The sequence below is a fragment of the Sphingomonas hylomeconis genome (assembly GCF_025370105.1).
GTDB lineage: Bacteria > Pseudomonadota > Alphaproteobacteria > Sphingomonadales > Sphingomonadaceae > Sphingomonas > Sphingomonas hylomeconis.
In genome coordinates this window covers 60,605-79,533 of the sequence record NZ_JANQBK010000014.1, presented here as the reverse complement: position 1 = coordinate 79,533, position 18,929 = coordinate 60,605, and the positions used below count along the sequence as shown (strand labels likewise).

The window sequence follows — 18,929 nt, the reverse complement described above, 5'->3', positions numbered from 1 at the left end:
CGATCACTGCGAGGCGGCGCGGTTAGCAGGTCCGTTCGGTGCTGGCAAGCGCGACGCCGCACGAGCAGCCCTTTACGCATCGTTTACCACGGGCGATGCACAAGGCGTCGGACCAACGGAACGGGCGACCGATCCCCCCAAGGGTGTTTACGCAATGGATAGTGTTCGCGGTTTCGACGACCGGATCCACCACGATGACGAGCCTGACCTCACCGTCGATGAACCGACGATCGAGATCGGCAGCGATGAGCGGCGCATGCATGTGCGCGCCTACAATCATTGGGTGTCCCTGCTGCGGGGGCGTCCCTATCCCTCGATCGCCGATCTCGATCCCGCCAATATCGCCGATTTCGGGCCGCACAGCGTGCTGCTGGATTTCTCGCGCGGCGTCGAAGATCCGGCGATCGCCTTTCTCGGCCGTGCGCTGCGTGAGGAATGCGATCTCAAATCGTCCGTGACGATGATCTCGCATGTGCCGAGTCGCTCGCTGCTGTCCCGCCTGACCGATCATTATCTGCAGATCATCGCCAATCGCGCGCCGATCGGGTTCGAGGCGGAATTCGTCGGCTCACGCGGCCACAACATGATGTATCGCGGCATCCTGATGCCCTTCTCGTCGGATGGCACGACGATCGATTTCATCTACGGCGTGATCAACTGGAAGGAACTGGTCAATCCCGAGACGCAGGCCAGGCTCGATGCCGAGGTCGAGGAGTCGGTGCGCCATGCGCCACGCGCCACGGCAGCGGCGCCGGTCTGGGCCGATGGCCCGAGCGCCGAGCGCGATGACGAACCGGACGCGCCGCCGCTCGGCGATCTCGCCGACCAGCTGACGCTGGCACAGCAGACCGCCGCCGCGGTGCGCGCCGCCGACACGCGCGGCCGCGCCGCGCTGTATCGCGCGCTGGCCCGGGCCCATGCCTTCGCCGCCGCCGCCGATCGCGATCCGCAGGGCTATGAGGCGTTGCTCGACCAGGCCGGGATCGTGCTGCAACTGCGTGCGCCGATGACGCCGATCGTCAAGCTCGTGTTCGGCGCGGACTATGACAAGACACGGCTGACCGAATATGCCACCGTGCTGAGCCATGCCCGCCGCCTCGGCGTCGAGGCCGAGACGTTCGGCGACTTTCTCGATGGATTCGACGGCGGCATCAAGGGCGTGGTCAAGGCCGAGCGCGCGTTGCGCCAGCCGGCCCGGCTGGACGAGGATTATCGCGCGGCGTTCGACGACCGGCCCAGCCTGGCGCATGTGTCGCTGCCCGCCGGCATTGCCGCCGGCGGTTACGTCGTGATGCTGGCGCGGGCGGGCGACGATGGCGCGTTGGAGGTCGTCGCGACGCTCGATGATGCCGCCTTTGTCGACAAGGCGATGCGCGCCGCCCTGTGATCGCGGAGCCGTTTGCGCAGTAATTGGGCACCCGACGGGGGTTGAGCTAAAAAACCGGCAGGCGCATAGGCGTCAGCCATGGCCAAGACCACGCTGAAATCGCTGTCGGACGCGCTCGCCGTCCGATTGACCAAGGGCGCTCTTCCGGGCGAATTGCAGGGCTTCGACAAGCAGGAGCGACAGGCGGCTGCCGCCTTTGTCGCCGCGACGGCGGAATGTCGCGCACCCGGCACGCCGGTAATGGAGCTGGAGCCGATCTCGGGCACCGATCCGCGGCGCCGCATGCGGCTGGCGATCATCAACGACGACATGCCGTTCCTGGTCGATTCGATCGCCGCGACGATCGCGGCGCACGGCATCGGCATCGATCGCATCATCCATCCGGTGCTCCGCGTGACGCGCGACGAGAGCGGCGCGCTGACTGCGGTCGGCGATACCGGCAGCCCCGAATCGATGATCTATATCGAGCTCGAACGCGCCGATGCGCGCGAACGGCGCGATCTGCTCGCCGAACTTACCGCCAATCTCGCCAACGTGCGTGTCGCGGTGGCGGACTGGCCGGCGCTGCAGGACGCGCTGGCGCGCGATTCGGATGCCTTGCTCGCCAGCAGCCATCACGACAGTGACGGCGAGGGCGCGGCGCTGCTGCGCTGGCTGCTCGACGGCTATTTCACGCTGCTCGGTCACGAAACCTGGATCCACGGCAAGAGCGCGTCGCAACTGGGCATCGCGCGCAACGCCCGGACCGTGCCGATCCTGGCCGATGCGTCGCGGGCATTGGCCGTCGGCCATTTCGCCGCCGGCGGCGATGCGCCGCTGCTGCTCAAATCGAATCTGATTTCCGGCGTGCACCGCCACGTCCCGCTCGATCTCGTCCTCCTGCCGGTGATGGACGGCGATGCGGTCGTCGGCCTGTCGATCCATGCCGGGCTGTGGACCAGCGCGGCATTGCGCGCCGCGCCGCAGGACGTGCCTGTGCTGCGCACGCGGCTGGCCGCGCTGGAAGAGAAATTCGGCTTCGATCCCAAGGGCCATACCGGCAAGGCGCTGACGCACGCGCTGGCTGCGCTGCCGCACGATCTGATCGCCGCCTTCGACAGTGAAGCGCTCGAACACCTGGCGCTGACCGCCATGTCGCTGGCGGATCGGCCGCGGCCCAAGCTGGTGCTGGTCCGCTCGACGCTCGGGCGCCACCTGTTTGCCTTCACCTGGCTGCCGCGCGACGATTTGACCACGGCGCGCCGTGTGGCGATCGGCGACATGCTCGCCGAGGCCTGCAACGGCACCCTGCTCAACTGGAGCCTGTCGCTGGAAGACGGCGTCGTCGCCCTGATCCGTTACACGTTCGATCTGCGCGATGGCGGCGCCATGCCGGACGCCGGGCCGCTCGACACGCGGCTGGCGCGCATGGTGCGCGGCTGGGTGCCCGCCGTGGAGGCGGCGCTGGGCGAGCTGGTCGATCCGGCGCGCGCCGCGCGGCTGGCGCTGCGCCATGCCGCGACCTTCCCGCAAAACTATCGCAACAATGCCAGCCCGGAAGAGGCCGCGCGCGATATCGTCCGCCTGGCGCGGCTGGAGGGCCCGGGCGACCGCGACGTGCGGCTGTATCACGGGCCCGATGGCGCCGCCTGGCTCAAGATCTACCGCCAGGGCGGCGCGCTCGCGCTGTCGGATGCCGTCCCGGTGCTGGAGAATTTCGGCTTTCGCGTGATCGCGGAAATCCCCAACGCGCTGACCGACGAGGCGCAGGGCTTCGTGCACGAATTCTTTGTCGAGGCGGCGCGGCCGTTCGCGGGCGACGCCAGCGTGCTGGAAAACGCCATCGCCGCCGTGCTCGAGGGGCAGGCGGAGAATGATGCGTTCAACCGCCTGATCGTCGATGCCGATATGGCCCCGGCCTCCGTGGTGCTGTTCCGGGCCTGGTTCCGCTATCTGCGCCAGGCCGGGCTGACCTACAGCCTGGCCACCGTCGTCGATGCGCTACGCCGCGCGCCGAACGTCGCCCGGTCGCTGATCGATCGCTTCGCGGCGGCGCACGATCCCGCGCACGACGCCTCCGGCATCATTGCCACCGACGCGGCGATCGACCGCGGGCTCGATGCCGTGTCGGCGATCGACGACGATCGCATCCTGCGCGCGCTGCGCAGCGTGATCGCGGCGACGCTGCGCACCAATGCCTTCGCGCCCGCCGGCCAGGCGGCGCTGGCGTTCAAGCTCGACAGCCATCTGATTCCCGGCCTTCCCGCCCCCGTGCCATGGCGCGAAATCTGGGTGTACAGCCCGCGCGTCGAGGGCATCCATCTGCGCGCCGGCCCGGTCGCGCGCGGCGGCCTGCGCTGGTCCGACCGGCGCGACGATTTCCGCACCGAAATCCTCGGCCTGATGAAGGCGCAGCGCGTGAAGAATGCGGTGATCGTGCCGACCGGCGCGAAGGGCGGCTTCTACCCCAAGCAGCTGCCGCCCGCGTCGAACCGCGACGCCTGGCTCGCCGAGGGCACCGAGAGCTACCGCATCTTCATTCGGTCATTGCTGTCGATCACCGACAATATCGTCGAGAATGCGGTGATCCACCCTGCCGGCGTGACGATCCTCGACGGCGACGATCCCTATTTCGTCGTCGCGGCGGACAAGGGCACGGCGACGTTCAGCGACGTCGCCAACGCGATCGCGCTGGAGAATGATTATTGGCTCGGCGACGCGTTCGCCAGCGGCGGGTCGGTCGGCTACGATCACAAGGCGATGGGCATCACCGCCAAGGGCGCGTGGCTCAGCGTGCAGCGCCACTTCGCCGAGCGCGGCGTCGACGTGCAGAGCGAATCGATCCGCGTCGTCGGTTGCGGCGACATGTCGGGCGACGTGTTCGGCAACGGCATGCTGCTGTCCAGGACGCTCAAGATCGTCGCGGCGTTCGATCACCGCCACATCTTCCTCGATCCCGATCCCGATCCGGCGGCGAGCTGGGCGGAGCGCAACCGCATGTTCGCGCTGCCGCGCTCGAGCTGGGCGGATTATGATGCCAAGCTGATCTCCAAGGGCGGCGGCGTCTATCCGCGCACCGACAAGACGATCAAATTGTCGAAGCAGGTGCGCTCGGCGCTCGGCATCACCGCGGAGGAAATGGAGCCGACCGCGCTCATCTCGGCGATCCTCAAGGCCCCGGTCGACCTGATCTGGTTCGGGGGCATCGGCACCTATGTGAAGGCGGCGGCTGAAAACAACATCTCCGTCGGGGATCCCGCCAATGATCGGCTGCGCGTCGATGCCGAGGATCTGCGCGCCATCGCCATCGGCGAGGGCGCCAATCTCGGTGTCACGCAGGCCGCGCGCATCGCCTTTTCCGCACGGGGCGGGCGGATCAATACCGACTTCATCGACAATAGCGCCGGCGTCGACTGCTCGGATAACGAGGTCAACATCAAGATCGCGCTCAACCGCGAGATGATCGAGGGGCGTCTTAGCTACGACAAGCGCAACACGTTCCTCGCCAGCATGACCGACGATGTCGCGCATCTCGTGCTCGAGGATAACCGGCTGCAGACGCTGGCGCTATCGGTGGCCGAAAACGACGGTGCGCAGGCGCTGCCGAGCTATGTCCGCGTGATCGAGATCTTCGAGGCCGACGGGCGGCTCGATCGTGCGGTCGAGGGGCTCGGCAGCAACGACGATCTGCTGCGCCGTGTGCAGGAGCTGCGCGGGCTGACGCGGCCCGAACTCGCCGTGTTGCTGGCGACGGCGAAGCTCGCCCTGCAGGATGCGATCGAGCTGACCGATCTGGCAGATGATCCGGAACTGCTCGGCGATCTCCACGCGGCCTTCCCCAAGGCGATGCAGAAGAAGTTCGGCCAGGCAATCGACGAGCATCGCCTGCGCGGCGAGATCGTCGCCACCAAGCTCGCCAACCGCATAGTCAACCGCATGGGCGTGCTCTACCCGTTCGAGCTGGCCGAGGAGGAAGGCGCGGCGATGGGCGATATCGCGGCGCTGTTCGTGGTCGCCGAACGCCTGTTCGACCTGCCCGAATTGTGGCGCGAGATCGAGACGGCGGCGATGCCCGAAGCGGCGCGCATCGCTTTGTTCGACGAGGTCGCGGTCGGCGTGCGCGCGCAGATCGCCGATCTGCTGCGCATCACGCCGCCCGGCGCGCAGCCGAGCCAGGTGCTCAAGCGCATCGCCAAGGGCATCGCCAGCCTCGACAAGCAGACCAAGCATCTGCTGCTCGAGGAAGCGAGCGCGCAGAGCGCGCGGATCGCGACCCGGCTGGAGACGGCGGGCGCGCCCAAAAAGCTGGTGCAGAAGGTGGTCCGCCTGTTCGAGATGGATGGTGCGGTCGGCTTGGCCGATCTCGGGCAGCGGCTCAGCCTCGACGAACTGGTGCTGACCCGCGCCTTCACCCGGCTGGGCCAGGCGCTGGGGCTGGATTGGGCGCAGGCCAATGCCGCGCGGATTGCGCCGAGCGATCCGTGGGAACGCTTGCTGATCGCCGGGCTGGCACGCGATTTCCAGCAATTGCGGCTCGATTTCCTTGGCCGCAGTGGCGAGACCGGCGGTGATCCGCAGGCACTGGTGGAAAGCTGGCTGAGCCGCAACGCCAACCGCGTCGCGCAGTTCAAGGCGGTGGTCGATCGCGCGCGCAACGCGACGGCGCCGAATGCCGCGATGCTGGCGCAGATCGCCGGTCAGGCCCGCGTGTTACTGGGGCGGTGATCTGAAGCTCCTCCCCGGCACGGGGAGGTGGCGCGCCTAGCGCGACGGAGGGGGTGGGCCGGCAACGCAACGGCAGCGTAGCACTGCCGGCTCACCCCCTCCACCAGCTACGCTGGTCCCCCTCCCCGTTCCGGGGAGGATTGCCCCAGCACCCACGTCCGGAGCGCGCTTGCCAGGTTGGGTGGATCGTCCGCCAGGATGCGCACCGCATCCACTTCGGCAATCAGCGCGCTCAGCGGCAATTGCCGCGCCGCCGCCGCCTGCTCGACCGCGGCCCAGAATAGCGGCTCGAGGCTGATCGACGTCTGGTGTCCGGCGATCGTCACCGAGCGTTTGACCGGCCCGACGAACCCGCCGGGCGGCGGATCAATCATTCTTGTCGAACAGCGCCGCCAGCTGCTCGATGATCGTCCCGCCCAGTTGTTCGGCGTCCATGATCGTCACGGCGCGCTGGTAATAGCGCGTCACGTCATGCCCGATCCCGATCGCCACCAGCTCGACCGGTGACTTGGTCTCGATCCAGCCGATCACCTGCCGCAAATGCCGCTCCAGATAGCTGCCGGAATTGACCGACAGCGTCGAATCGTCGACCGGCGCGCCGTCCGAGATCACCATCAGGATCTTGCGGTCCTCCGATCGGCCGATCAGCCGCGAATGCGCCCAGATCAGCGCCTCGCCGTCGATATTCTCCTTCAGCAGCCCCTCGCGCATCATCAGCCCGAGATTGGGCTTGGCGCGGCGCCACGGCTCGTCGGCGCGCTTGTAGACGATGTGGCGCACGTCGTTGAGCCGGCCCGGCTGCGGCGGCCGCCCCGCCGCCAGCCACGTCTCGCGGCTCTGCCCGCCCTTCCAGGCGCGCGTGGTGAAGCCCAGGATCTCGGTCTTGACCCCACAGCGCTCGAGCGTGCGCGCGAGAATGTCGGCGCTGATCGCCGCGATCGAGATCGGGCGGCCACGCATCGATCCGGAATTGTCGATCAGCAGCGTGACCACCGTATCCTTGAAATCGGTCTCGCGCTCGATCTTGTAGGACAGCGACTGCATCGGATTGACCACCACGCGGGCCAGCCGCGCGGCATCCAGCATGCCCTCTTCCTGGTCGAAATCCCATGACCGGCTCTGCTGCGCCATCAGCCGGCGCTGCAGCCGGTTGGCGAGCTTGGTCACCGCGCCCTGCAGGTGCACCAGTTGCTGGTCGAGATAGGAGCGCAGGCGGGCAAGCTCGTCCGCGTCGCACAGCTCGGTCGCGGCGATCACTTCGTCATACGACGTGGTCCAGGCCTTATAGTCGAACTGGCCGGCGAAATCCTGCATCGGGCGGTTGGGGCGGACCGGCAGCATGCCGTCCTCGCCCTGATCGCCGGGCTCGCCATCGGCGTCGTCGAACTCCTGCTCGCCTTCCTCGCCGGACTCACCCTGCTCGCTATCGGCGTCGCGCTCCGAGCCGCGCGCCTCGACCTCGCCCTGCCCCTCGTCGCTCTCGGATTCGCCTTCGTCGCCCTCGTCGGACTGCTGGTCCTCGGTGCCTTCCTCGTCGTCGCCGCCCTCGTCGCTGTCTTCGGGGATCATATCGCCTTCGATCAGCTCGAGATCCTCGAGCAGCCGCGTCGTCAGCGTGGCGAACGCGCGCTGGTCGTCGATCGCCAGCGCCAAGCCGTCGAGATCCTTGCCCGCCTTGCCCTCGATCCACTCGCGCACCAGCGCCATGCCGGGCGCCGTCACCGCCGGCGCCTGCAGCCCGGTCAGCCGCTCGCGCACCATCAGCCCGAGCGCGGTAGACAGCGGCACTTCCTCGCGATTGCGCGCGCGCGTGATCGGATCGGCGCGCAGCCGCATGTCGAGCGCGGTCGCCAGATTGGCGGCGATGCCGGCATAACCGCGCGATCCCAGCGCTTCGACCCGCGCGCCTTCGACCGCGTCGAACACCGCGCGCGCCACCGCATCGCCCGGCGCGCCGCGGGCGTGCAACGCCACGTCGTGATGCTTCAGGCGCAGCGCAAAACCGTCGGCGAAGCCACGCGCTTCCGCCACCTGCGCGGCCGGCAGGGTTCGCGCCGGCATCGGCACCTTGATATGCTTGCCCGACGCGGCCGGCGCATCGGCGGTGAAGGCGAGCTCGATCTCCGGTTCGTCGGCCAGCGCGCGCGACGTGCCGCCGAGCACGGCCTTGAAACGGTCGAGAGGCGTCTCGGTCGTCAAGCTTTCCCTACCACGCTCTCGGGCAGATCCTTGCCGAACACGCGCTGGTAATATTCCGCCACCAGGCTGCGTTCCGCCTCGTCGCACTTGTTGAGGAAGCTCAGCCGGAACGCGAAGCCGACATCCTTGAAGATCAGCGTGTTCTGCGCCCAGGTGATCACCGTGCGCGGGCTCATCACGGTCGAGATGTCGCCGTTGATGAAGCCCTTGCGCGTCAGGTCGGCGACGCGGACCATGTTGTCGACCTGCGCCTTGCCCTCCGGCTTGTCATATTCGCCCGACTTGGCGAGCACGATCTGCGCCTCGACTGCCGCGGGCAGATAGTTGAGCGTGACGACGATGTTCCAGCGGTCCATCTGGCCCTGGTTGATCTGCTGCGTGCCGTGATACAGGCCGCTCGTATCGCCCAGACCGATCGTGTTGGCGGTGGCGAACAGGCGGAAATTGGGGTTGGGGCGGATCACGCGGTTCTGATCGAGCAGCGTCAGCTTACCCTCGGTTTCGAGCACGCGCTGGATCACGAACATCACGTCCGGACGACCGGCATCATATTCGTCGAACACCAAAGCGGTCGGCGTCTGCAACGCCCAGGGCAGCAGCCCTTCGCGGAATTCGGTGATCTGCTTGCCATCCTTCAGCACGATCGCATCGCGCCCGACCAGATCGATGCGGCTGATATGCGCGTCGAGGTTGATCCGGATGCACGGCCATTTCAGCCGCGCCGCGACCTGCTCGATATGCGTCGATTTGCCCGTGCCGTGATAGCCCTGCACCATCACGCGGCGGTTGAACGCGAAGCCGGCGCAGATCGCTAGCGTGGTATCGGCATCGAACACATAGGCCGGATCGAGATCGGGCACGCGCTCGTCGGCTTCGGAGAAGGCCGGCACCTCCATGTCCGAATCGGTCCCGAACAGGTCGCGCACCTTGATCATGCGATCGGGCGCGTCGAGGATCGTCGTCTCGCGGCTGTCGGGCTGGATATTGGGGATATCGGTCATGAAGGATGCGCCTCGTGTCTGCCCAAACGCCTTAGGCCAAGCGCGGCTGCCGACTCAACTGCTGGCGATCAACTTTGCTCCGATCACAGAAAGAACGTGCCTTCGATCGTCGTGACGCACTGCCCGCCGAGCACCACGCAGTCGCCGGCCAGCCGGCAGTCGAGCTGCCCGCCGCGCGCGCTCGCCTGATAGGCGGTGAACGTGTCGCGGCCCAACCTCTTGGCCCAATAGGGCACGACGACGGCATGCGCGGATCCGGTCACCGGATCCTCGTCGATCCCCGCCCCCGGGGCGAAAGCGCGGCTCACGATATCCGTCCGCTCGCCCGGCGCCGTGACGATCGTCAGCCAATCGCCCTGCTGCGCCAGCAGGCGAAAATCGGGATCGACGGCACGCACCTGCTCGGCCGTTTCCAGCACGACGACGCCGTAGCGATGCTCGTGCCACAAGGTCTCGACGACATCGCGCACGCCGAGCGCGGCGACGATCTCGGGCAGCGGCTTGGGCGTCGTCACCCAGGCGGGGAGCGCCAGTTCATAGCCGTCATCGACGCGTGCGACGTGCAGCGTTCCCGCCTGCCGCGTGCGGAAGGTGACACGATCGAGCGCGGTATCGGAAGACAGTACGAAATGGCCGCTGGCGAGCGTCGCATGGCCGCACATCACGACTTCGTTGACCGGCGTGAACCAGCGCAGCTCGAAATCTGCCGCCCCGCTCGCGTCGGGCAGCAGGAAGGCGGTTTCGGCAAGATTGTTCTCGGCCGCGATCGCCTGCAGCACATCGTCGTCGAGCCAGCTGCTGAGCGGCATCACCGCGGCGGGATTGCCGGTAAAGGGCGCGCTGGCAAAGGCATCGATCTGGACGAACGGAATTCTCATCTGCAGCTCCGATATGTCGTTAGATGCGCTTGGCGAACCAATGCGGCGTCACATCCGCTTCGACCAGCGGATTGTCAGTATCGACATGCCCCTCGGGATCGAGATGGATCAGCACTTCGACCTTGGGATAGGCCTTGCGCAAGGCGCGCTCCACGCCTTCGACGATGTCGTGCGCGGCAAACACGGTGAGATCGCGTGCCACCTCCATGTGGAACTGCGCGAATTCATGGCTGCCCGAGCGCCGCGTGCGGAAATCGTGGATGCCCTTGATCCCTTGCTGCCGCGCGGCGACCTCGATGAAGCGCGCGCGCTCGTCCTCGGGCCATTCCTTGTCCATCAACTGGTCGATCGCGTTGGACGACGCCTGGAACGCACCCCAGGCAAGCCACAGCGCGATGATGATGCCCATGATCGGATCCGCGCCGTGCAGGCCGACATATTGATCCAGAATCAACGCGACGATCACCGATCCGTTGAGCAGCACGTCCGACTGGTAGTGGACGTTGTCGGCCATGATCGCGACCGAACCGGTCTTGCGGATGATGCGGCGCTGATAGGCGAGCAGGACGATCGTCGCGAGGATCGCGATGATCGATACGCCGATGCCGAAATCGGCATCCTGGGTCGGCGCGGTCTTGCCGAACGCGAGGATCGCGCGCCACGCAATGCCCGCGGCCGAAGCCGTGATCAGCATAACCTGGAACAGCGCGGCCAGCGCCTCTGCCTTGCCGTGGCCGAAGCGGTGGTCATGGTCCGCCGGTTCGGACGCCAGCTTGACGCCGTAGAGGGTGACGAGGCTGGCAAGCAGATCGAGCCCGGTATCGGCAAGGCTGCCCAGCATCGCGACCGAGCCGGTATGCCAGGCGGCGAACCCCTTCAGCAGCAGAAGGAAGCACGCCATGCCCACGCTGGCGAGCGCGGCGCGCACGGCGAAGGGAATGGCGCGACGTTGTTCTTCGGTCATGGGTAGAGCATCCCCTCGTGCCACCCGCCGTCCGTGCGGGTGAAGACGCGGCGTTCGTGCAGCCGGTGGGCGCGGTCCTGCCAGAATTCGATCGCCACGGGCGTCACCCGGTAGCCGCCCCAATGCGGCGGACGCGGCACGTCGCCGCCGGCGAAGCGCTGTTCCATCGCGGCGAAGCGCGCTTCGAACGTGGCGCGATCCGCCAGCGGGCGCGACTGGTCCGAGGCCCAGGCGCCGAGCTGCGAATCGCGGCCGCGACTGGCGAAATAGGCGTCGGACTCGGCATCGGTCGCCTGCGCCAGCGCCCCTTCGATGCGGATCTGGCGGCGCAGCGATTTCCAGTGGAAAAGCAGCGCCACGTTGGGATTAATGGCGATCTCGCCGGCCTTGCGACTTTCGCGGTTGGTGTAGAACACGAAGCCGTCGGGGCCATGCCCCTTGAGCAGCACCATGCGCGACGACGGTCGGCCGTCCGCCGCGACGGTGGCCAGCGCCATCGCATTGGAATCGTTGATCTCGCTGGCGCGCGCTTCCGTGTACCAGGAATCGAACAGGGCGAAGGGATCGGTGGTCATGGCGGTTCTGTAGCGGAGGTCGGCGTCGAACGAAACCTACTCCCCTCCCTGGGAGGGGGGTGACGGAAGCGCGGAACGGACTCGTTTCTGAGGAATTGAATCGGCTTCGCAACGAAGGAACACCGGACATGGCCGCACGCGCCTATTGGCAGGGACAGATACGGCTCGCGCTGGTCTCGATTCCGGTGGAAATCTATTCCGCGACCAAGTCCGGCGCCGCGGTCAGTTTCAAGCAGATCCACGAACCGACCGGCAAGCCGATCCATTACGAAAAGATCGTCACCGGCGTCGGCCCGGTCGATACCGACGAGATCATGAAAGGCTTCGAATACGAGAAGGGCGAATTCGTGCTGCTCGAGCAGGACGAGATCGACGCGGTAAAGCTCGAATCGAAGAAGACGCTGGAGCTGACCCAGTTCGTCGATGCCGACGAGATCGACGTGCTCTATTACGAAAAGCCCTATTTCGTGGTGCCGGCGGACGACCTGGCGGAAGAGGCGTTCATCGTGCTGCGCGAGGCGCTGCGCGCGACGCGCAAGGTCGGGCTCGGCCAGCTGGCGATGCGCGGGCGCGAATATGTCGTGTCGCTGAAGCCGTGCGGGCGCGGCATGGTGCTGGAGACGCTGCGCTATGCCGACGAGGTGCACAAGGCGCAGGGCTATTTCCGCGACATACCGGACGACAAGCCCGATCAGGACCTGATGGAACTGGCCGAGGCGCTGATCGCCAAGAAGACCGCGAAATTCGATCCGGCGGAATTCCACGATCGCTATGTCGATGCGCTCAAGGGGCTGGTCGAGCGCAAGAAGAAGGCCAAGGGGCGCAAGATCATCGAGGACAGCAGCGACGAGAAGCCCGGCAAGGCATCCAACGTCGTCGATCTGATGGCGGCGCTCAAGAAATCGATGGGGCAATCGGGCGGCGCGGCGAAGGCGCCGGCCAAGACGGCGGCGAAGAAGCCCGCGGCGGAAAAGGCCCCGGCCAAGCGCGCACCGGCAAAGAAACGTGCGTAGTGCGTCTCCTACCCCCCTCCCTGCACGGGAGGGGAGCATGAGCGCGACCGATCCGCTCGCGCTCTACAACGCCAAGCGCGACTTCGCGAAGACCGCGGAGCCCGCCGGCACGCTCGATCCCGGCCATGGCAACAGCTTCATGGTGCAGAAGCACGACGCCTCCCGCCTGCACTGGGATTTCCGGCTCGAGATCGACGGCGTGCTGAAAAGCTGGGCGGTGACGCGCGGGCCCAGCATCGATCCCGGCCAGAAGCGGCTCGCGGTGCGCACCGAGGATCATCCGCTCTCCTATGCCACCTTCGAGGGGACGATCCCCAAGGGCGAATATGGCGGCGGCACGGTGATGCTGTGGGATCGCGGCACCTGGTCCCCGATCAAGGGCAAGAGCGCCAAGGATCTGGACAAGGGCCATCTGCACTTCGTGCTCGACGGCGAGCGGATGAAGGGCGAATGGCTGCTGATCCGCCTCAAGCCGCGCGGCAAGGAGAAGAACGAGAACTGGCTGCTGCGCAAGATCGACGATGCCGAGGCGGGCGGGACCGATACGCTGGTCGAAACCGGGCTGACCAGCGTGGCGACCGGCCGCACGATGCTGGAGATCGCCGAGGGGAAAGCCTCTAAATCCTCCCCGGCACGGGGAGGGGGACCGCGCTCTTCGCGCGGTGGAGGGGGTGGGCCGGCAGCGAAGCGCTCGGGGAAGCCCCCCTCCACCACCCGGCTGAAGGAGCCGGGCGGTCCCCCTCCCCGTGCCGGGGGGGAATTCAGGGAACCGCAGCTCTGCACGCTCGTCGATACCGTGCCCACCGGCAGCCAGTGGCTGCACGAGGTGAAATATGACGGCTATCGCGCGCTGATCGCGATCGCCAAGGGCAAGGCCAAGGTGTTCACCCGCTCGGGGCTCGACTGGACCGAGAAATTCCAGGCGATTGCCGACGCCGCCGCCAAGCTGCCGGTCAAATCCGCGCTGCTCGACGGCGAGATCGTCGCGTTCAAGGACGGCAAACCCGATTTCTCCACGCTGAAGGACGCCATCTCGCGTGGCGGCGACATGACGCTGTTCGCGTTCGACCTGCTCGCGCTCGATGGCGAGGATATTGCCGGCCTGCCCAATATCCAGCGCAAGGAACGGCTCCGCGCCGTGATCGACGGCGCCGATGCGCGGCTGCAATATTCCGAACATATCATCGGCTCGGGCGAGCAGCTGTTTTCGACGATGTGCGAGCAGGGCTATGAAGGCGTCGTCTCCAAGCGGGCGGACGCGCCGTATCGTGGCGCCCGCACCAAGAACTGGCTCAAGATCAAATGCATCCGGCGCCAGGAATTCGTCATCCTGGGCTGGACGCCGTCGGACAAGTCGCGCGGCTTCAAGGCGCTGCTGCTCGGCGTCAACACGTCCGACGGCTATCGCTATGCCGGCAAGGTCGGCACGGGCTTTTCCGGCGAGTTAATGATGGACCTGCTCGATCGGATGAAGAAGATCGAGCGCAAGACGCCCACGGTCGAGGCGCCGAAGGCCGCGGTGCGCGGCGCGCATTGGGTGACGCCGAAGCTCGTCGCCGAAATCGCCTATGCCGAGGTGACCCCCGATGGCGTGCTGCGCCATTCGAGCTTTCTCGGGCTGCGCGAGGACAAGGCGGCGCGCGACGTGGTGGCCGAGAAACCGGCCGCCGCCGCCCCCGAGACACCCGACATCCATGTGAAGGTCAGCAGCCGCGAACGGCTGATCTTCCCGGATTCGGATGTCAGCAAGGGCGATCTGGCGGACTATTATGCCGCGGTCTCGCCGATCATGCTGCCCTGGGCGGCCAATCGCCCGATCAGCCTGGTGCGCTGCCCGCAGGGGCGCGGCAAACGCTGCTTCTTCCAGAAGCACGATGCCGGCGTGTTCGGCGAGCATGTCCATCAGGTGCCGATCCTGGAAAAGGACGGATCGACCGAAAACTACATCTATGTCCAGGATGCCGACGGCCTCGTCATGTGCGTGCAGATGGGCACGATCGAGTTCCACGGCTGGGGCTCGTCGGTGGCGACGCTGGAGCAGCCCGACCGGATGGTGTTCGATCTCGATCCCGACGAGGAGCTGGACTTTGCCGTGGTCAAGAAAGCCGCCGAGGACCTCAAGGAGCATCTCGCCGAAATGGGGCTGGTGAGCTTCCCGATGCTGTCGGGGGGCAAGGGCGTGCATGTCGTCGTGCCGCTGCAGCCGGAGGCGGAATGGCCGGCGGTGAAGGATTTCGCCGATCGCTTCGCCCGCGCGATGGAAGCCGCCGAGCCCGCGCGGTTCGTCGCCAATATGTCCAAGGCCAAGCGCAAGGGGCGCATCTTCATCGATTATCTGCGCAACCAGCGCGGCAGCACGGCGGTCCTGCCCTATTCGGCGCGCGCGCGCAGCGGCGCGCCGGTCGCGGCGCCCGTATCGTGGAGCGAACTGCGCGAGATCGAGAACGCGCATCGCTGGGGCGTGCGCGATGCTGCCGAACTGATCGAGCGCGCCAATTCGCGCGAGCTGGCTGGCTGGGGTTTCGCCGCGCAGGTGCTGCCGGACCTTTGATTCCTCGTCATCCCGGGCTCGACCCGGGATGACGCTGCTTTCCGCTCACGGGCGAAGACTCGCCCCTGGATCAAGTCCGGATTGACGGAAGTTGGGGTGTTGCACCGGCGCGACCTTTGTGGTCGGGTCCGCGCCAGCATTTTCGGGAACTTGTTGTGGCCAGCCTACCCGCCCCGTCCCTGCTCGATGCAGGTATTCACGCGCAGCGCTGGATCGCCGCATATTGCCAGCAGCCGCTGCACGGCGACGTGCTGGCCGCCGGTCGCGACCGCGCGGCCTGGACCGCGATGTTCGAGGAACTCGCCGCCGTCGCCGGCGACGATCTCGGCCATGCGCGCGAACGCGTGCAGCGCCATGCCGAGGATATCGGCACCGGTTTCCGCATCATCGGCGAGAGCGACGAGCGACCCTGGCCGGCCTCGCCCGTCCCGCTGCTGATCGGCGCGGCGGAATGGGCCGGGATCGCCGCCGGCGTCGCGCAGCGCGCCGAATTGCTCGAGACGATCCTTGCCGACCTCTATGGCGAGGCGGCGCTGGTTCGGCGCGGCCTGATCCCGGCCGCCCTGGTCGGCGGATCGCCCTATTTCATGCGGCCGATGGTCGGGCTGGTCCCGCCGGGCGGCCACCACCTGAACTTCATCGCGGTCGATCTCGGCCGCGGCCCGACCGGCGAGTGGCGCGTGCTCGGCGATCATCTGCGCGCGCCGATCGGCGCCGGCTATGCGCTGGAAAATCGGCTCGCCGTGTCGCGCACGCTGGATGGACTGCAGTCGCGGCTCAACGTCGCGCGCCATGCCCCGTTCTTCGCCGCCTTCCGTGAGGGTCTGGCCGCCGCCTGCCGCCGCGTCGAGCCGCGCATCGGGCTGCTCACCCCGGGGCGCTACGCCGCCAGCTATACCGAACAGGCGCATCTCGCGCGCTATCTCGGGCTGCTGCTGGTCGAGGGCGACGATCTCGCGGTGCTCGAGGACCGGCTGTACGTCCGCACGATCGGCGGTTTGAAGCGTATCGACGCGCTGTGGCGGCGCACCGATCCGCGCATGCTCGATCCGCTGGCGTTCGATTCGCATTCGCGCATCGGCGTGCCCGGCCTGATCGATGCGATGGCGGCGGGCGAAGTGGTGATCGCCAACGCGCCCGGCGCCGGCGTGCTCGAATCCGCCGCCTTCGGCGCGTTCCTGCCCGCGCTCGCCATGCGGCTCACCGGGCGCGACCTGATCCTGCCCAATATCGCCACCTGGTGGTGCGGGCAGGACGGCGCCCTTGCCGCAGTGCGCGAGGATTTCGATGCGCTGCTGATCGGCCCGGCGTTCGGCGTGGCCCCGCTCGGCCTGCCTGGCGGCGTCGCGCTGCATGGCTCGGACATCACCGGTGCGGCGCGCGCGCTGCTGCTCGACGACATGACGCGCCGGCCGGAAGATTATGTCGGGCAGGAAGTCGTGCGGCTGTCGACCATGCCGGTGGTCGCCGACGACCGGCTCGTCGCCCGCCCCTTCACGCTGCGCGTGTTCGCCGCGCGCGATGCCAAGGGGGACTGGACGATCATGCCCGGCGGCTTTGCGCGCATCGGCGATGACAGCGATCCGCGCGCCAACGTGATGGGCGAGGGCAGCTGGTCCGCCGATGTCGTGATCCACGGCGCGGAATCGGTCGAGCAGGTCTCGCTGCTGCCGGCGACGGATTCGGTGCATATCCGGCGCAACCCGGGCACCTTGCCGAGCCGCGTGGCGGACAATTTCTTCTGGCTCGGCCGCTATCTCGAACGTGGCGAAGCACTGCTCGGCGTGATCCGCGTGATGCTGGGCAATTCGATCGATGCCGATGCCGGCGCCGGCCTGCACTCGGCGACGGTCGGCAAATTGGTCGGGCTGGTGGTCAATGCCGGCGCGGCGCCGCATCCCCCAAGCCTGCGCCGCAGCGATCTGACGCAGTTCGCGCGGACCGCGCTGGAAGCGGACCAGCAGTATAGCAGCGTGCGCTGGCTCAACCGCATGGCGCGCGGCATCGGCCAGGGGTCGCGCGACCGCCTGTCGGCCGATATGGTGCGGCTGCTCGACGCGCCCATGCCGACGCGCGGCGGGATGCTCGATCGCGCCGGATCGCTGCAGCGGCGCTATGCCGCGCTGTCCGGCCTGTCCGCCGAACATATGGGCCGCACCGCCTCGTGGCGGTTCCACGATCTCGGCCGCCGGATCGAGCGCGCGCTCGTCGTCACCCGCGCGCTATGGGCGTTCGGCCTGACCGGGGCGAGCGCGGACGACCTGTCGACGCTGCTCGATATCGCCGACAGCCAGATCAGCTATCGCCAGCGCTATCTGACCGGCATCGCGCGCGTACCCGTGGTCGATCTGGTCGCGCTCGATCCGGGCAACCCGCGCGCGCTGGCGTTCCAGATCGACGCGATCTGCGCGCATATGAAGGCGCTGCCGGTGCTCGGTGACGACGGGATGGACGAAGCGCAGCAGGCGCAGGCGGCGGGATTGATGGCGATCGTCTCGACCGCCACCGCGGCGGGGCTGGATGCCGACATGCTCGCCGATATCGAACGGCGGCTGTTCGCGCTGTCGGACGCGGTGGCGCGGCGGTATTTCCTGCAGGGCGCGGAACCGCTGCGCGCGGCGGGGATGACGCTGGCATGATCTATGATATCCGGCACATCACGACGTTCGATTACGGCCGCCAGGTTAATTTCGCCCGGTGCAACCTGCGTCTCAAGCCGATCCACTGGTCCGGCCAGACGCTGCAGGACTATCACCTCTCCGTGTCGCCTGCCGGGCGCACCGCGCCGGCCCGCGCCGAAGCCGGCCTTGCCAACGTCACCCGCCTGGTGATCGAGGAACCGGTGCGCCACCTCGTCATCGAAAGCGTCTCGCGCATCGTGGTCGATCGCCCGGTGCCGATGCCGAGTGCGAGCGATCCGACGCTGGCCGAGATCGCCGCCGCCGCGCGGATCAGCCGCGATCCCTCGCCCGCCGGCCCGGCCGCCTATCTCTTCCCGTCGCCGCTGATCCCGCTCGACCGCGACATCGCCGATTGGTGCGCGCAGGAATTGCAGCCCGACCGCCCGTGCCTCGAGGCGGCGATGGGCCTCGCGCGCCGCATCCAGGAAGAATTCGCCTTCGATACCGAAGCGACCCTGGTTGATACGATCCCGCACGAGGCGTTCGTCAAGCGCGGCGGCGTGTGCCAGGATTTCGCACAGATCATGATCACCGGGCTGCGCGCCGCCGGCCTGCCCGCCGCCTATGCCTCGGGCTATATCCGCACGCTGCCGCCGCCCGGGCAGGAACGGCTGGTCGGCGCGGATGCGACGCATGCCTGGGTCCTGCTGTGGTGCGGCGAGGCGCTCGGCTGGGTCGGCGTAGATCCGACCAACGGCATCTGGATGGCGGGCGACCATATCGTCATGGCGATCGGCCGCGATTATGCCGAGATCGCGCCGATCGACGGCGTGGTGCTGGGCTCGGGTGCGCAGAAGATGGATGTCAGCGTCGACGTCGCGCCGGTATCAGACATGGCCTGAAGAATAACCGTCACCCCGGACGTGATCCGGGGTCCCGCTTTCCTGATCGCAACCGGAAGAAGAAGAAGAAGCGGGATCCCGGATCAAGTCCGGGATGACGGTGTTGCGGGAACGTTGCACTCCCACCCTCCATC

Annotated in this window: 12 protein-coding genes; 6 read left to right on the top strand and 6 right to left on the bottom strand. The window is 67.5% G+C overall.

Translation table 11 applies throughout. The features are described 5' to 3' along the window. Window positions 1–154: 154 nt before the first annotated feature. Together NV401_RS14655 and NV401_RS14650 are read left to right on the top strand one after the other, a co-directional pair. Window positions 155–1,387, top strand: coding sequence for a PAS domain-containing protein (locus NV401_RS14655; protein WP_261295188.1), 1,233 nt, complete (start codon window positions 155–157; stop codon window positions 1,385–1,387). A gap of 78 nt (window positions 1,388–1,465) precedes the next feature. Further along, complete coding sequence (locus NV401_RS14650) at window positions 1,466–6,091, top strand: NAD-glutamate dehydrogenase (RefSeq protein ID WP_261295187.1); 4,626 nt, start codon at window positions 1,466–1,468, stop codon at window positions 6,089–6,091. 107 nt (window positions 6,092–6,198) lie between these two features. Here NV401_RS14650 and NV401_RS14645 read toward each other — a convergent pair whose 3' ends face one another. The 6 genes from NV401_RS14645 to pdxH all read right to left on the bottom strand — a co-directional run bounded on the left by NV401_RS14645 (window position 6,199) and on the right by pdxH (window position 11,708). Then, a complete protein-coding gene (locus NV401_RS14645; RefSeq protein ID WP_261295186.1) occupies window positions 6,199–6,465 on the bottom strand; it encodes a ribbon-helix-helix domain-containing protein in 267 nt (88 codons plus the stop codon). Next, on the bottom strand, window positions 6,458–8,290 hold the full coding sequence (cobT, locus tag NV401_RS14640) for a cobaltochelatase subunit CobT (RefSeq protein ID WP_261295185.1): 1,833 nt from the start codon (window positions 8,288–8,290) through the stop codon (window positions 6,458–6,460). Before cobT ends, NV401_RS14645 begins: the two co-directional genes overlap by 8 nt. Further along, the gene (gene cobS / locus NV401_RS14635; RefSeq protein ID WP_261295184.1) at window positions 8,287–9,291 is read right to left on the bottom strand and encodes a cobaltochelatase subunit CobS; all 1,005 of its coding nucleotides are present in this window, start codon (window positions 9,289–9,291) and stop codon (window positions 8,287–8,289) included. Before cobS ends, cobT begins: the two co-directional genes overlap by 4 nt. An 83-nt stretch (window positions 9,292–9,374) precedes the next feature. Further along, window positions 9,375–10,169 (bottom strand): PhzF family phenazine biosynthesis protein, encoded by a 795-nt coding sequence (locus NV401_RS14630; RefSeq protein WP_261295183.1) that lies wholly within the window; start codon window positions 10,167–10,169, stop codon window positions 9,375–9,377. A 19-nt stretch (window positions 10,170–10,188) separates the two neighbouring features. Beyond that, window positions 10,189–11,133, bottom strand: coding sequence for a cation diffusion facilitator family transporter (locus tag NV401_RS14625; protein ID WP_261295182.1), 945 nt, complete (start codon window positions 11,131–11,133; stop codon window positions 10,189–10,191). Beyond that, a complete protein-coding gene (gene pdxH, locus NV401_RS14620; RefSeq protein WP_261295181.1) occupies window positions 11,130–11,708 on the bottom strand; it encodes a pyridoxamine 5'-phosphate oxidase in 579 nt (192 codons plus the stop codon). The genes NV401_RS14625 and pdxH overlap by 4 nt, the downstream gene beginning before the upstream one ends. 128 nt (window positions 11,709–11,836) lie before the next feature. On the opposite strand from pdxH, the gene ku reads away from it, so the two are divergent. The 4 genes from ku (at window position 11,837) to NV401_RS14600 (ending at window position 18,795) form a co-directional block, all read left to right on the top strand. Next, window positions 11,837–12,721 (top strand): non-homologous end joining protein Ku, encoded by an 885-nt coding sequence (ku, locus tag NV401_RS14615; protein ID WP_261295180.1) that lies wholly within the window; start codon window positions 11,837–11,839, stop codon window positions 12,719–12,721. 37 nt (window positions 12,722–12,758) lie between these two features. Beyond that, window positions 12,759–15,272 (top strand): DNA ligase D, encoded by a 2,514-nt coding sequence (gene ligD / locus NV401_RS14610; RefSeq protein ID WP_261295179.1) that lies wholly within the window; start codon window positions 12,759–12,761, stop codon window positions 15,270–15,272. A 155-nt stretch (window positions 15,273–15,427) separates the two neighbouring features. Beyond that, on the top strand, window positions 15,428–17,911 hold the full coding sequence (locus NV401_RS14605; RefSeq protein WP_261295178.1) for a circularly permuted type 2 ATP-grasp protein: 2,484 nt from the start codon (window positions 15,428–15,430) through the stop codon (window positions 17,909–17,911). Next, window positions 17,908–18,795 carry a transglutaminase family protein gene (locus NV401_RS14600; protein WP_261295177.1) on the top strand — a complete coding sequence of 296 codons (888 nt, stop codon included), beginning with the start codon at window positions 17,908–17,910 and terminating at the stop codon, window positions 18,793–18,795. Before NV401_RS14605 ends, NV401_RS14600 begins: the two co-directional genes overlap by 4 nt. Window positions 18,796–18,929 lie beyond the last annotated feature (134 nt).